Annotated in this window: 9 protein-coding genes; 5 read left to right on the top strand and 4 right to left on the bottom strand. The window is 44.6% G+C overall.

Translation table 11 applies throughout. From position 1 onward, the window contains the following. Nucleotides 1-5 precede the first annotated feature (5 nt). Both D8S85_RS08855 and D8S85_RS22145 read left to right on the top strand, forming a co-directional pair. Nucleotides 6-1,376, top strand: coding sequence for a RagB/SusD family nutrient uptake outer membrane protein (locus D8S85_RS08855; protein ID WP_127074982.1), 1,371 nt, complete (start codon nt 6-8; stop codon nt 1,374-1,376). A 73-nt stretch (nt 1,377-1,449) separates the two neighbouring features. Beyond that, the gene (locus D8S85_RS22145; RefSeq protein WP_106480392.1) at nt 1,450-3,345 is read left to right on the top strand and encodes a peroxiredoxin family protein; all 1,896 of its coding nucleotides are present in this window, start codon (nt 1,450-1,452) and stop codon (nt 3,343-3,345) included. A 497-nt stretch (nt 3,346-3,842) separates the two neighbouring features. Here the strand turns inward: D8S85_RS22145 and D8S85_RS08845 are convergent, their stop codons facing one another. Genes D8S85_RS08845 through D8S85_RS08830 form a run of 4 tightly spaced genes read right to left on the bottom strand, consistent with a single transcriptional unit; the run spans nt 3,843 to nt 8,847 of the window. Then, nucleotides 3,843-5,108 (bottom strand): MFS transporter, encoded by a 1,266-nt coding sequence (locus D8S85_RS08845; protein ID WP_106480391.1) that lies wholly within the window; start codon nt 5,106-5,108, stop codon nt 3,843-3,845. Further along, complete coding sequence (locus D8S85_RS08840) at nt 5,098-6,486, bottom strand: SpoIID/LytB domain-containing protein (RefSeq protein WP_106625045.1); 1,389 nt, start codon at nt 6,484-6,486, stop codon at nt 5,098-5,100. The genes D8S85_RS08845 and D8S85_RS08840 overlap by 11 nt, the downstream gene beginning before the upstream one ends. 9 nt (nt 6,487-6,495) lie before the next feature. Next, nucleotides 6,496-7,428: a DUF4922 domain-containing protein gene (locus D8S85_RS08835; RefSeq protein ID WP_106480390.1), complete on the bottom strand. Its 933-nt coding sequence runs from the start codon at nt 7,426-7,428 to the stop codon at nt 6,496-6,498. A gap of 42 nt (nt 7,429-7,470) precedes the next feature. After that, nucleotides 7,471-8,847 carry a glycosyltransferase family 2 protein gene (locus D8S85_RS08830; protein ID WP_106480389.1) on the bottom strand — a complete coding sequence of 459 codons (1,377 nt, stop codon included), beginning with the start codon at nt 8,845-8,847 and terminating at the stop codon, nt 7,471-7,473. Nucleotides 8,848-9,324: 477 nt separating this feature from the next. On the opposite strand from D8S85_RS08830, the gene D8S85_RS08825 reads away from it, so the two are divergent. The 3 genes from D8S85_RS08825 (at nt 9,325) to D8S85_RS08815 (ending at nt 14,848) form a co-directional block, all read left to right on the top strand. Continuing rightward, entirely contained in the window at nt 9,325-9,891 is a 567-nt protein-coding gene (locus tag D8S85_RS08825) for an RNA polymerase sigma-70 factor (protein ID WP_106480388.1), read from the top strand. 80 nt (nt 9,892-9,971) lie between these two features. Further along, the gene (locus tag D8S85_RS08820; RefSeq protein ID WP_106480387.1) at nt 9,972-11,144 is read left to right on the top strand and encodes a FecR family protein; all 1,173 of its coding nucleotides are present in this window, start codon (nt 9,972-9,974) and stop codon (nt 11,142-11,144) included. A gap of 176 nt (nt 11,145-11,320) precedes the next feature. Further along, a complete protein-coding gene (locus tag D8S85_RS08815) occupies nt 11,321-14,848 on the top strand; it encodes a SusC/RagA family TonB-linked outer membrane protein (protein ID WP_172726495.1) in 3,528 nt (1,175 codons plus the stop codon). Nucleotides 14,849-14,858 lie beyond the last annotated feature (10 nt).

Here is a 14,858-nt window from a genome sequence, read left to right as displayed (position 1 = left end):
ATGTTATGAAAAAGATATATATTATCGTTTTAACGACTGTTTTGTTGTGCGGGTGTAACTCTTTTTTAGATGTGACGCCGAAAGGGAAATTGATACCGAATAAAGTACAGGATTTCGATGAGTTGATGGGCGATCCTTTAAACGTATCGGCAGCCTACCCTTTGATGGAGATGTGTAGTGATAATATTTGTATGAAAGAAGACTATCTTACCTATTATATCTTGTCGGACAATGGAAAGGCTTATACATGGCAGGAAGAATTTTACCGGGCAGAGGAAGACGATATGACTTGGAACGGAGCCTATTCGATTATATATACGTGTAATCTGGTTTTGAGCGAGGTGCCCGGAATAAATGACGGAACGGACGCTTACAAGGCACAGGTCATGGCAGAGGCAAAAGTGAACCGGGCATTTTATTACTGGTTCCTGCATTCCTGTTATGCGCCTGCTTATGACCCGGAAACGGCAAGTACGGATTTAAGCGTGCCGTTAGTATTGGAGCCGGATTTGAACGCTAAAGTGAGTCGGACGACTTCAGACAAGGTAGTCGCGCAAATATTGAAAGATTTGAAAGATGTGGCCATGGATTTACCGGAAAAGAGTGCTTCGGAATATCATATTCCTCGCGTGGCGGTGTATGGTTTGGCCGCCCGGGTGAATCTTTTTTTCGGGAATTATGACGCGGCACTTGAAAATGCCGAAGAGGCGTTAAAGTTGAATAGTGAATTGTTGGATTACAATACGTTTCGTTTTAACGACGAGAGTAATCCATACGGAGGTGTAGATAATCGTCCTGATCCGGAGTATTCTCCGGAAATGATCATGTATCGTTCTTCTGCTTATAGTAGTATTCTTACGACCTCCATGATGTCTCCTGAATTATTGGAAGTTTTTGATACGGAAGCCGATTTGCGTTATAAGTTTAATTTTACCACGCTTGGTTGGGATGGAGAACCGAGCGGGGATCCTTACCCGGCGATTTTGCCAGATTTGGATTATAATATCGGTGTACCCGAGATGATGTTGATTAAAGCAGAATGTTTGGCGCGCAAGAACGATCCGGAAGCGTTGAACATATTGAATACGTTGCGCAAAAAGCGGATTGCCGCGGATAAGTATGCCGATTTGCCACAAGTGAGCGCGGACAAGTTGTTGAAAGTGGTGTTGGAGGAACGGCAGCGCGAATTGGCATTTAACGGGGTACGTTTCTTTGATATGAAGCGGCTTGCGAAAGAGGGAATTTACACTCGAACTCTTACTCGTCAATTCGAGGGAACGGTTTACACGCTGGAGCCTAATTCTAATCGGTATATGCTCCCGATTGCAGCGAAAGTTCGGTTATTGAATACGAATATCGTGCAGAATCCGAGATAGTTATTTCTATTATTAAAGCCCGAGTAACCGGAGTATTTTTTACTCGGGCTGTTACACTATAATTTTTAATTGTATGAAAAAAGGGATTTTATTGTTCGTTTGTATTGTTATGTTGTTACCCATCCTGTTGCATGGTGAGGTGAAACAAGTGAAAGTGTGGGGTAAGATTACCGGGTTGGCCGGACGGGAGGTCGTGTTATTGGATTCGGATTGTAAAACTGAGATCGTACGGGTGAAAGGGAATAAAGACCGTTTCGAATTGACGGCAAAAGTGGAAATAGAAGACGCTAGACCTTATTTCCTGTATCTGCCTGCTTTGGGGGATTTGGATCTTTCGATGCATGTCCCCGTGATGTATTTTTTTATCGATACGGAGAATATTCAAATTGAGGCAAGGATAGAGAATGGGAATTTAGCTAGGAAATGGATAAAGGGCTCCCCGGTTATGTCTGAATATTTGGCATTTATTGCCGCAAATCCATATCATGAAGAGTTGAATAGGGCCGTGGATGCTTATAATATAGCATTCAATGAATACAATAATGTGAATCCGACGGAAGAGAATCTTCAGATTTTAAGACAAGCAAGACAGCGAGAGGATTCTTTGGCTACGAAGCAAGCGGAAGCATTTTGGGCTATGATTCCGGAGAACCGGGATAGTAAAGCCTTGGCAGTGATTATTTGTAATCATTATGGCGGAGCTTCCGTGGATGTGTTAGAGAAGATTGTTGATCAATTTGGCGAGAGCGTTCAAGCGTGTTATCCCATTCAAAAAGTAAAAAAACGGATTGCTCAAGTGAAAGCTTCTGCCGTGGGGAGCGTGGCACCGGAATTTGAGTTGAAAGATTTGGAGGGTAATCCGGTGAAGTTATCTTCTTTTAGGGGAAAATACGTGTTGATTGATTTTTGGGCTTCTTGGTGTGGACCGTGTCGAAAAGAGATACCCAATATAAAGCAGGTGTATAACTCTTTTGCTGACAAGGGGTTGGTTGTGATTGGTGTTTCGGTAGACCAACATGAGGGAGAATGGCGGCAAGCGGTGGAAGAAGAGCAGGTGAAATATTTGCAGTTGTCTGACATCGAAGGAATCACGTGGAAATTGTATAATTTTAATGGGATACCTTTTATCACGCTGATTTCTCCGGATGGTGTTATTTTGGAAAGAAATTTGAGAGGGACGGAGTTAAGAAAAAAGGTGGAGGAGTATATCTTGGGTGCTCCGTATGCTTCCGTTAAGAAGGGAATGGACGAGATAAACGAACAATATAACAAACTGGTAGAGGTGTATCGTGGAGTAGGGGATGTTATGAAAAAAGCCGAGATGTGGGAAAAGGTGAAACTTGAAAGACAGAAAAGAGCGGATTTCTTGTTAAAGGGATTAAAGCAATTGGAAGGAAGTGTGTTGGGGGTGAGTTTAGTGAAGGATAATTTGTTCTGGTTGGAAGGAGATTATAATGTTTTCCAATCGGCTGTTCAGGCATTGGGGAATCGGGTGCCGGAATCGGAGTTGAAAACAGAAGTTTGGAATAAGTTTGAGAAGTTGAAAGCAGAACAATTGACAGGGGAAGCCCCGGATTTTGTGTTACTGGATAAGCGGGGGAAAGAGGTCCGGTTGTCTTCGTTTCGCGGGAAAAAAGAGGTGTTGTTGGATTTTTGGGCATCGTTTTGCGCTCCTTGCCGGAGTCAGAATAAAGAGCTGAATAAGCATTACAAGGAATTGAAAAAGAGAGGTATTCAGGTTATATCTGTCTCTTTGGATCGAGATAAAAAGAAATGGTTGGAAGCGGTGAAGCAAGATAAGATTTCATGGCTACAATTGGCTGACTTGGAGAGAACCGGAGAATGCGAGGTCGAAGTAGCTTATAAAGTGAAAGTACTTCCGACTGTATATTGGATTGGTAAAGACGGAATGGTCAAAAAGAAAAATCCGACCGTGGAGGAGCTTCTTGAATCGGAAGTTTCCGATTAACTTTTTCCGATGTTTTTGAAGTAATGGGGACTCTGGGGGGAAGGGACCTCTACCCCCTCCAAGGGAGTGTCTAGCAAGTCCGTCTTTTAATGACTACCTCCCCTAACCCCTCCTTGCACAGGAGGGGAAACCGCTTGGTAATCAACCCTTCCCCTGTGTAAGGGGGAGTTGGAGGGGGTAGCTTGTTAATAGGAATAAGATTTGTTAGACCGTCCCGGTTGATTACCAAGTGGTTTTTGTGAGTTCGATATCATCATCAGAAATTGCTTCTACTGAAAACTATAGGAAATCCTACTGAAAACCTAGGGAAATAATCCCACTTATTCGTAGCTCAGCCGTCGCGCATCCGTTGCTCAACCGTTACGGGACGGCTGAGCAACGTGTAAACTTCAAGTGATCTCCGGGTAAGTGGGATTATTTGGGTTTGTTTACTACTTTATTTGGGTAAAATTTGAGTAGTATCACGGGAGTGGATTTCTTTGCTTTATCGATTGAGTTCACGTTAATTTAATGTATTTCACGGCAATGAAACTGGGTATCGTGCAGAGCATGATCCAAAGAAAGAAGTACTGATAACCGATTAATTCTTGTATGTAACCGGAGATCATACCGGGAAGCATCATGCCGAGGGCCATGAACCCGGTGCAGATGGCGTAGTGGGCGGTTTGTTGCGGGCCTTTACTGAAGAGCATCATGAAGTAGGTGAGGGCCGTGAAACCGAACCCGTAGCCGAATTGTTCGATGGCGACAGCGGAGGAGATGAGCCAGATATTGGAGGGGTGGGCAAATGCCAGATAAACGTACACGAGGTTGGGCAGGTTCATAGCGGCCGTCATCCACCAAATCCAATGCTTCAGCCCCTTGCGGGCCATGAATATTCCCCCCAGGATTCCCCCTATCGTGAGGGCTATCAGTCCGACAACCCCATAGATGGTGCCGACTTGCATGGTGCTTAAGCCTAAACCGCCGACTTCGGGATTGTCGAGCAAGAAGGGGGAGGCAATTTTTACAAGTTGTGATTCTGCAAAACGAAAAAGTAGGATAAAGGCTAATGCAGCGATAATTCCCTTCTTTTGGAAGAAGGTGATGAAGGTTTGGAAAAAGGCATTTAGCGGGTTACCGTTTCTCACGGGAGTATCGTTTTCCGGCTTGGGGAGAATGAATTGATGGTAGAGGAAGAGAAGTACGAATATGGCTGTCAACAGGTAGAAGGTGACCGACCATGCCCGGGGAACGGCAATCTCTTCCGGGAGCGTGGAAGAATAGGTTTTTTCAAGCCAACCGGCAAGCATGACGATGAGGCCTTGTCCCGTGAGCATGGCGAGGCGGTAAGCCGTGTTGCGGATGCCGACGAAGAATGCCTGTTTTTTGGTGTCTAGTCCCAGCATGTAGAATCCGTCGGCGGCGATGTCGTGGGTGGCGGAACTGAAAGCTAACAACCACATGAATGCCAGTGAATAGCGGAAGGCGTGGGGACCGGGAAGAGTAAATGCTATTCCGGCCAGCCCGCCACCGATTACTAACTGCATGGAGATTACCCACCAGCGTTTGGTTTTCACGATGTCTACCAGCGGGCTCCATAGGGGTTTTATCACCCAGGGTAAATAAAGCCAGCTCGTGTAGAGGGCTATGTCCGTGTTGTTTATTCCCAAGCGTTTGAACATGATGACGGCAAGTGTCATGACAATGACGTAAGGCAGACCTTGCGCGAAATATAGGGTGGGGATCCAGGACCAAGCGGATGTTGTGATTTTAGATTTCATGATTTATGATTTCATTTTCAATTTTTTGTAGTTGTGTGCCGGGAAAATAGTGGGATAGTATTTCTTGATAATCGTAGCCTTGGGCACTCATGACGGCAGCCCCGATTTGACAGAGACCGACCCCGTGACCCCATCCTGCTCCTCTCAAGGTGAAACGGGTAATGGCCCCGGAGGTGTTTTTCTCTGTTTCCACGATAAAAGCCGAGCTGTACAGATGGCTTGTGGAGAATGCCTTGCGGATGACAAGTTCTTTCCCGATGGTCATGCTTCGTTTTGAACCTTGGATACGGAGACGGATGATACGTCCGGATGCACCTCTTTCCACGGGGTCTATCGATAGGATGTCCCCGAAGTCTATCCCGATGCGGGACTTTATTAATGCAGATAGTTCCGAGGGGGTGTAGGACACTTGCCAACGGAAGAAATCCTGGGTTTCTTGATCATAATCGTTGAGAACATTTGACAGCACGGCTTTGTCTCGGGTATTGCAGAATACATCGTCCGGGGTGGAGAGAATCCATTCCCGGGCGTTTTCTTCTTGGGATAGGTCGGGGACGGAGGACCGGGTGGCGCTATCGACCACTTTGGTCAAATAGGGATGTGCCACGGGTTCCCACGTGTTTTCAAAATATTCGGTTACTCCCCCGCAGCATTTCGAAAATCGAGCATCACAAATTTCGCCATGATACATGAGAACTTCTCCCCGGGTGGCATCGATGGCTTGCCTGACAAATGGCGTGTAGGCTTTGCTGATTCCTTGGTAGCGTTGACAATGGTCGTCCGCGCACACGTCGAAATGCTCGTGGTCCTCCCGGTCGTACCACCGGATGTATTGTTGTTCATCCTGTATGCAGGATTGGTAGGTGTCGGTTAGTTTCTCGCTTTTTATTTTTTGCGCGATCAGCCAACTGCGGGAAATAACCGCGTGAGCTTTCAAGAGTTCCAAAGACGAGGTGGCACTCATTTCGGAAGAGATGACGCTTAGCAGATAATCTTCCAGGGGTAATATGTTGATTGCCGTCAGATGTTTTCCTTCATCGATGATTTTCAATGTACCCTTGAATTTCTGGTCTTCCGTGCGTTGCCAGTGAAAATTGATTCCGATCATGACGTTGAGTAGGTCAAAGTCTGCTGTTTCTTCATTTTCAGGGATCAGCGTGAAATGATCCGGAACAATTTGTGTCTGGGAAGATGAGTGTAGAATCAAGTCTTCGCCTTCCTTGGAAATGGTATATTCCCCGGAATATTTTTGATTGTTGTTCCAATAGTTTCCGTTCAGGCGGAAGGTGATGCTCGGGGCAAAAAGGATTCCGACGGAAAGAGTAATCGCCTTCGGCGAAGTATAGGTTGACGGGTTACAAGTTACAGGTTCTTTCATCTTCATAAATCATAAATCGCAAATCGTAAATCGTAAATTCATAAATTGTTCATCGGTAAGGGTTAATTGGGAAAAGAGTTCTTCCAGTAAGGGGGCGTCCAGACGGTTGAAGTCTTTTTCCCGGGGGGAGATGATCAGACCGGCGAAGTCTACGCAGCCGGGACTGAACAGGATGTTTTCCTCTCCTTCCGCGAAGAATTGCCACGGGCGGTGTTGGCGACGGGGAAAGATGACCACCCACCATTCGTCGTTTTCGTACCAGGCAAAGAGGTTCATCATGGGTTCCGGGTCATTCGGGATGTGATGTCCCATAACTGATCGTATTTTTTCAAACGTGTCGGTCAGTTGTTTCCGGTTGCCGGAATGAAGAATGATATTTTTGCGCAGGTAATTGTTGATGCTTTCGATGGTTGTTTCCCGGGATTCGGAAATCCACAAGATTTCTTTCGGGCAGCGGTTTACATCGGTTTCCAGGGGCATGATGTGACGGGGTGCCAGTTGGAAATGAAAGTGATCCGGGGCAGAGGCTCCGCTACGGGGACCGTTGTAAAAAATCGTGTACTCCGGATAAGTTTCTGCTATGGCCAGCATATCTTGGAAATGTCCCTCGATGAGCTGGGGGGTATGTTGTTTTGCCGGAACCGTGTAATGGCGGTCGAATATGGGATAAGGGTTTACTCGTATATCCAGTGCGGAATTATAATCGAAACTGATTTGTTCCGGTGGTATGTTTCCTTTACACAGGAAGCAGGCTCTCGCCTTGAGCGACTGCTCGTCTATTTTGGCCACGGCTGATTGAATCCGGTCCGGGTTGTGCTGGATGCGAATCTGGAATCCCTCGAAATCGATCGTGCGATAGATGACATTTCGCAAGCGTTCGTAATTACCCCGGGCCAAGGGCCAAGAGGCTAGTTGTGATTGTGTAAATTCGTCGAAAAACATGACAGGGGATGGATTTTGGATTTTTGATTTACGATTTTTGATTTATGATTTTTCTTCGTTTTCAATTTTCTGTTGTCTGGCCAATATCTCGATCATACGTATTTTGTCCTTATAGTAGTTATTCGCGTTTACACGTTGGATGTTCAAGTCCGCATCGGAATTGCCTTCCCAACGGCGACACAAATATAATGGTTCGTAGATACGTTCGATCCGATATTCGCGAGAAATGGCGAGTGCCGTGGCGTAATCTTCCCCGTAACTGACGTTCGGGATTCTGATTTGCCGGAGTAATGGCGTGTAAAATGCACGGGGAGCCCCCAGTCCGTTGACGCGTAAGGCGTTGTTACGCCCGTTGTCCGGCGTCCACTCCTTGTGGTCAATGATGCCGGGAGGTATCTCTTCTAGCTTGAAGTTCACCATCTTGTAGCTGCCGATGACCATGGCACACTGGTGTTCGTGGAACGTGTCGACGATGCGTTGAAGGACGTGGTGATTGATGTACAAATCATCGCTATCCAGTTGAATGGCAAATCGTCCGCAATGTTCGTCCATGATGGCATGTGTCCAGCATCCCCCGATGCCCAGGTCGGTGCGGGAAGGGATGATGTGGATGATTTGAGGGTGTTGTTGGGCCATTTTTTGGATGATGGCGGTTGTGTTGTCGGTGGAATGATTATCGACAGCGAGAATATTGTACTTGAAATTTGTCTGTTGTGAAAGGACGGATTCGATGGCTTCCGCTATGGTCTTTTCCCGGTTACGGACGGGAATGATGACGGATGCTTCGGTTTCAAATTTCTCCTCTTGGAACGGGACGGTTTTGAACACGGGGGAAAGGTAGGCCCCGATAGCCTTCAAGTGGGCGGTGAACGCCTGTTCCATTTCAATTTGTACTTCCCGGTTACGAGGGTTCACGTAATCAAATTGCTTTTCACCGGAACGCCGGGAGTCGTGTTCTTTCTCCGTGTACAGGAATTCGGGGATCCGGAAAATCAATCCTTCCCGGGAAAGACGCAGGCGCAGATCGTAGAGTGCGGCGAAATGGTACTCCGTGTCCATTTCACGGATGACTTTCTTTAACGCGTCTGTTCTGAATAAAAGTATTGATCCGAAGTCAAAATCGTCCCTGACGCTTCCCGGTTGATAATCAATCGTCGGGTGTGCTGTTGGCTGTCCGTTTTGTTCCGAGTAATAATCCGAGTAAAGCATGACGGCTCCCGTGGCTTGTGCTACCTGGAGAAAACGTTCTTGAGCGTGTTCCCCAAGCCGGGGAGTCGGGTATTTCGTGTAAAAAAAGACATAAGGGGTATCTATCGCGGTTGCGATTTTCCGTAACGTGGCCGTTTGTTCAAAATGCACGTAGGTATCTGTCTGTTCGTCTCTTTTTAGCCTGTGTATGATACAAGAAATGATAGACATAAATTACAAATTTAAGGTTTAAGCCAAAGATATATCTTTTTGTAGAAAGAGTATGAATTTCGGCGTATTTAAAGTGAAAATATCTATTAGGATTGAAGTATTAATAGAGCATTTTTGGATAAGTGTTTCCATGAGCCTTCCTTTTTTGCAAATATACAAAAAGTGTACTTTTAAAAGTACACTTTTTGTAGAAAAACGTTCCGCGTAAGGAACACTTTGTCGTGTAAGAAGGTGTGTTAAAACTCCATCCCTCTCTTTCTGGTTACTTCTCCTCAGGCAGGAGAAGAAAGAGGTGGCAGCGAAGTTGACGGAGGAGTTTTATGTGAAAAACAAATTTTGACACATTTACTTGACAATATTGTTGTGAATTGTTTCATAAATTTTAGTGTTATTGTTTTGTTATTCTTGGGCAAAGATCGTTTTTTTACTACTTTTATACACGCGTAAATCAGTATAATAATCCTTGGGAAAAATGAAATGGTGCAGGATGAGTTATTAATCGAGCAGTTGAATCAAAAGCAGGTGGGAGCCTTTAAAATATTGTTTGACCGGTTCTATCGTTATCTCGTGTTATATGCCATGAAATGGGTGGAGAGACAGGAGGTTGCCGAGGATATCGTGCAGGATTTGTTCGTGCAGGTATGGGAGCGGGACACGCTTTATAGTTCTTATTACGGTTTTAAAAACTTTTTGTACCATTCGGTGAAGAATGCTTCCTTGGATTACTTGAAACACAAGGAGGTGGAGGGAAAATACGTTCGTTATGCGCTTCGGCATTCAGAGACCGGGGAGATGCCGGAGTTGGAGATGATGAAAGAGGAGGTGTATCGTCGTTTGTATCTGGTGCTGGATGAATTACCGAGGCGATGTCAGGAAGTGTTCAGGTATTATTTGGATGGGAAAAAGAATAGTGAGATTGCGGAAATATTGCATATATCGGAATTGACCGTGAAGGCTCAAAAACGGGATGCGATAAGTTATTTACGGAAAAGATTGGGAAACGTGTATCTGCTATGTGTTTTATTTAGAGTTGGTTTCATGTAATGAAAAATATATTCTAAAAAAGATCGATTTTTTATACTCCTTTTTATACCTCTTGTCGTCTTTGGTGTAAAATAACAGAGATGATGAGAGATTACGATGAGAATATAGTACAGCTAATCCAACTTTACCTCACGGGAGATTTGTCCGAGGAGGAAAAAGTGAAGTTGGAAGACTGGATTCGCGGGGACTCTTCACGTAAACGGTTGTTTGATGAAATTTGCGAAGAGAGGAATGTTGTCCGTGATCTTGAAGTTTACGAACGGGTGAACAAGGAGAGTGCATGGGAAAAGGTCGTTTGCCGGGGGAATATTAAGCTGCAACATTCACCTCGTCGGTTGGGGTGGTATCGCTGGGTGGCTGCCGTGATGCTTCCGGTGATGGTGGCTGCGGGATATTTTATAAGAGAAATGAAGCGGGATTCTTTGCAGCAGGGAGTGGAGATCGCAAGTATTGAACCGGGAAAGAGCAAGGCAATTCTGCGGTTGGGAAATAATCGCGTGCTTGAAATAACGAAGGAGCGAGAGACCCATGTTGACGTGGCGGAAGGAATTGCTGCAACCAATAACTCGTCGGGAATGATTTATCCGGAACAGGTGGCAACCGGCAAAACAGAGTATAACGTGTTGGAGATTCCCCGCGGGGGCGAATACACGGTGACGTTGTCCGACGGTACGGTGGTTCACCTGAATTCCGGAAGTGAGTTACGTTATCCGGTGGCTTTCGGTGCGGAGCGGCGGGAGGTATTCCTTTCTGGGGAAGGGTATTTTGAGGTGGTAAAAGATTCTGTCCGTCCTTTTTTCGTGAACGCGGATAAGTTGAAAATCCGGGTGTACGGTACTTCATTTAACGTGAATACCTATGATCTTGAAAATATACAGACCGTTTTGGTTGAGGGAAAGATTGGCATTCAGACGATGAATATGAATACGGAGTACATGGTGAAACCGGGACAATTGGCCCTTTATAATCAAGAGAAAGGTACGATGGAGATTCTGAACGTGGATGTACAGCTTTACGTGGCGTGGAAGGACCATGAATTTATGTTTGATGACGAAAGTTTGGAGAAGATCATGAACCGCTTATCTTTATGGTATGATGTAGATGTATTTTTCCAGACGGCGAGTTTGAAACAGTTACACTTTACCGGGCATTTAGGGCGATACGATGATATTTCCCATATCCTTGATGCTATATCGGGTGTGACCCAAGTGAAATTCTCTGTAAAAGGAAGGACGATTATAGTGATGGAATAAAGAAATAGCGGAAAATGTTACGAGCATTCTCCGCCATCAATGATAATAGGACAAATAGGCTATTGTTACGAGCTGAGCCTACTTGTAAATACTAACATTCTAATGACAAAGGTATGGAAAAATTTCTGTTATGCCTTCGGGTTTACCGACTTCATGGGCAAAAATTCTGGAAAACTATGAAACTTTTTATGATTTTGATGTGCTGTTTCACATTTTCCCTTTCGGCAAATAGTTTTGCCCAACAGGAAAAAGTTAATCTGGATTTGCGAGATGTGTCGATCAAGACATTATTTAGTGAGATCCAGCGTCAAACCAAGTTGCATTTCATTTTTAGTAGCGAGCAGGCGAATCGTTTGGACAAATTGACGGTGAAGGCAACGGATGAAACGGTGAAATCTGTTTTAGATCGGATTTTCGAGGGAACGGGTTTTAGTTATACGTTTCGGGATGATATTATCATGGTGCGGTTTGAAGGAGAGCAAGCGGCACAGCAGGTGAAGAAAGAAATGGAAATCCGGGGTGTGGTGAAAGACAAAAACGGGGATCCTTTGCCGGGAGTGACGGTGCTTGTGGGGGGAACCACTTTGGGTACGGCCACAGATGGGAAAGGGGAATTTCTGTTGAAAGTTCCCGAACAGGAGAGTGTGGCGTTGCATTTTTCTTTCGTGGGGATGAAGACGCAGGAACTTGTATTTAAAAAAGGCCAGCAACCGTTGACGGTGGTGATGGAGGAAGATTCTGAAAGTATCGAGGAGATTGTGGTGACAGGGTATCAACAAATTGAAAAGAGAAACCTGACGAGTTCCGTGGTAACGGTGAAAACCAGTGAGTTGCAAACGATTGGAGCATCCAGTATCGAACAAATGCTACAAGGTGTGGTTCCGGGGCTTTCCGTGGTAAATACTTCGGCCTCTCCGGGAGCGGCTCCGAAAATTCGTATCCGGGGTACGGCAACGATTGCCGGAAATGCCGATCCTTTGTGGGTGTTGGATGGCGTTATATTGGAAAATTCTGTGCCGGTTACGGCTGCCGATTTGAATAGTCCGGACGTGATGAATATGTTTAATTCCGTGATTGGTGGAATTAACCCGAATGATATCGAGAGTATTACCGTGTTGAAAGATGCATCTGCAACAGCCATTTACGGAACTCGTGCAGCAAACGGGGTTATTGTTGTTACCACGAAGAAAGGGAAAGCGAATAGTTTTAATATTTCGTACCAACATACGTCAAGCATAAGTATCCGGCCTCATTATGACGATTTTGATTTATTGAATTCAAAAGAGCGTGTTGCCTTGGCTTGGGAAAATTATGAGGATGGTTTGTCGTTGTGGGGTGGAACTTACGCGGATGGAATTTCGGGATTAGAGGGCTTGTTGAATAGTTATGCTCTAGGACAGATTTCGAAAGACCAATTGAATACGATGGTTAATAAATTGGAAGAAGTAAATACGGATTGGTTTAAAATCCTGTTCCGAAATGCTTATACTCAAACTCACAATTTGAGTGTTTCCGGGGGAACAGAGAAAACGAATTACTATATTTCGCTAAATTACAACGGAGAAGAGGGAGTGGATAAGGCGAGTGAATATAAAAATTATGGAGGGATGGTAAAACTCAACACTCAGTTGTTTCAAGGAGTGAATATGGGGGCTATTGTTCAAGTCGATCGTCGGGACCGTGAGATGTATCATTCTTCGCTAGATTTATTTAATTATGCGGTTCGTTCCTCTAGGGCAATCCCATTACGGGAAGATAATGGCGATTTGCATTATTATATAGGAAGCGTGTCTGGGCGTGCAAGTAAAATTAATGTATTGAATGAATTGGCAAATTCCGGTAACGAGAGCACCCAAACCGATGCGAAGGGTATTGTCAATCTTACAGTAAATCTGTATAAAGGCTTAAAATATGAAGGGTTATTCAGTTATGCCTCTTCCCATTCGACCGCTCGGGATTATGCCACGGAAAAAACGGCTTACGTGGCAACGATTAGAGGTTATGGATATGGAGAAGGATCGGAAGACAATGTAAAGAAATCTCCTTTACCTTATGGTGGCGTATATAACGAAACAACCTACGAGCAACGCTCTTCGTTGATTCGGAATGGACTGACTTATAAAGGTAGTTTGATGGACGATTTGTCAATCGATGTTTTATTAGGGCAAGAGTTTAGAAATACGAATTATAAAGGCTTAACGTCAAATATTTACGGGTATTTCCACGACCGGGGGAATACATTTTACGAACCGGCTTTAGGAGAATCAACGGGACATTTGAAACGGAATAAAACGACCCGTAATCTGGTCGACCGTTCCAATATATCTTATTACGGGGTGATCTCTGCCATGTATGACAATCGTTACGTGTTGAATGCCAATATCCGCTTTGACGGATCAAATCTTTTCGGGTCAAATCCCAAATATCGGTATTTACCTTTATGGTCTGTTTCCGGAAGATGGATTATTAGTAATGAATCGTTTTTATCGGATAACACGCTTATAAGTAACCTGGCACTTCGAGCCTCTTACGGGTTGAGGGGAAATATCGTGGAGGATAGCAGCCCTTCGATTATTGCGGCGGCCTTGCCACCGAATGCGGTAACCGGTTTGTTTGAAATGGAAATACAACAAGCTCCTAATCCCGATTTGAAATGGGAAACAACCGCTTCATTTAATGCCGGTTTGGAAATTGCCTTGTTTGACAATCGTTTATCATTGGATATCGACTATTATTTGGATAAAAGCAAGGATTTGATTGCTTACAAGGGCGTGTCGTCCGTGTCCGGTTTCTCGGGAAAATACGTTAATTACGCGAATGTCACTAATCAAGGACTTGACGTTGCTTTGAGTGGAACAATTCTCAAGAGTAAAGATTGGAATTGGACGGCTGCTTTTAATATGGGGTATGTAAAAAATGAAGTGACAAAATCCAAAAGTACGGCACAGACAAAATATTTGGTGCAAAGTGTTTATACCCCCGGGGAAGTCTACGAGGGAAAACCTGTTAACGGCATGTTTTCGTATCGTTTTGCGAAGTTGGACGGTAAAGGAATGCCGATGTTCTACGATAAAGATGGAAACGTGTTAGGCGTGGATAGCGATGAAATCGTGAACTTCCCTTATGATATTGAAAATCTGAAATATGAAGGGACAAGGGATCCGATGTTATCCGGTGGATTGAATACAAGGGTTGCATATAAAAATGTCTCTTTATCCATGTTGTTTGCTTTCGGGTTGAAAAATGTTGTTCGTCTGCCTTCTCGGGCTTATGTATCGGCACCCAATTCGGATGAAAATGCAAATAGCAGTATAAAAGATCGTTGGAGACCGGGACAGGATAACACGGGAAAGACAATTCCGGCCTTATCTTCCGGAGATGGTTTGATCATGACGGCTGACGATAATTTCTATGCCACGGACTGGTATAATTTGTCGGATGCTACCGTGGTTCCGGGAGACTATCTACGTTTTAGAAATTTAATGATCGAATATCGATTGCCTCTTCGTTGGGTGAATAAAGTGGTTATTGGAGATAAAAAATTGAGTAGTGTTACATTGAAATTCCAGGCACAAAACCTGTTTGTGTTGGCAGACAAACGTTTAAAGGGCTATGATCCGGAAACGATTAATTACACGACGAATGCTTACGGTTCCTTACCCTTAGCCAGAACATTTACCTTGGGATTGAATGTCAATTTTTAAATGAAAGATT

Source organism: Butyricimonas faecalis (assembly GCF_003991565.1).
GTDB classification, from domain to species: domain Bacteria; phylum Bacteroidota; class Bacteroidia; order Bacteroidales; family Marinifilaceae; genus Butyricimonas; species Butyricimonas faecalis.
This window is presented reverse-complemented; position numbering and strand designations above follow the sequence as displayed.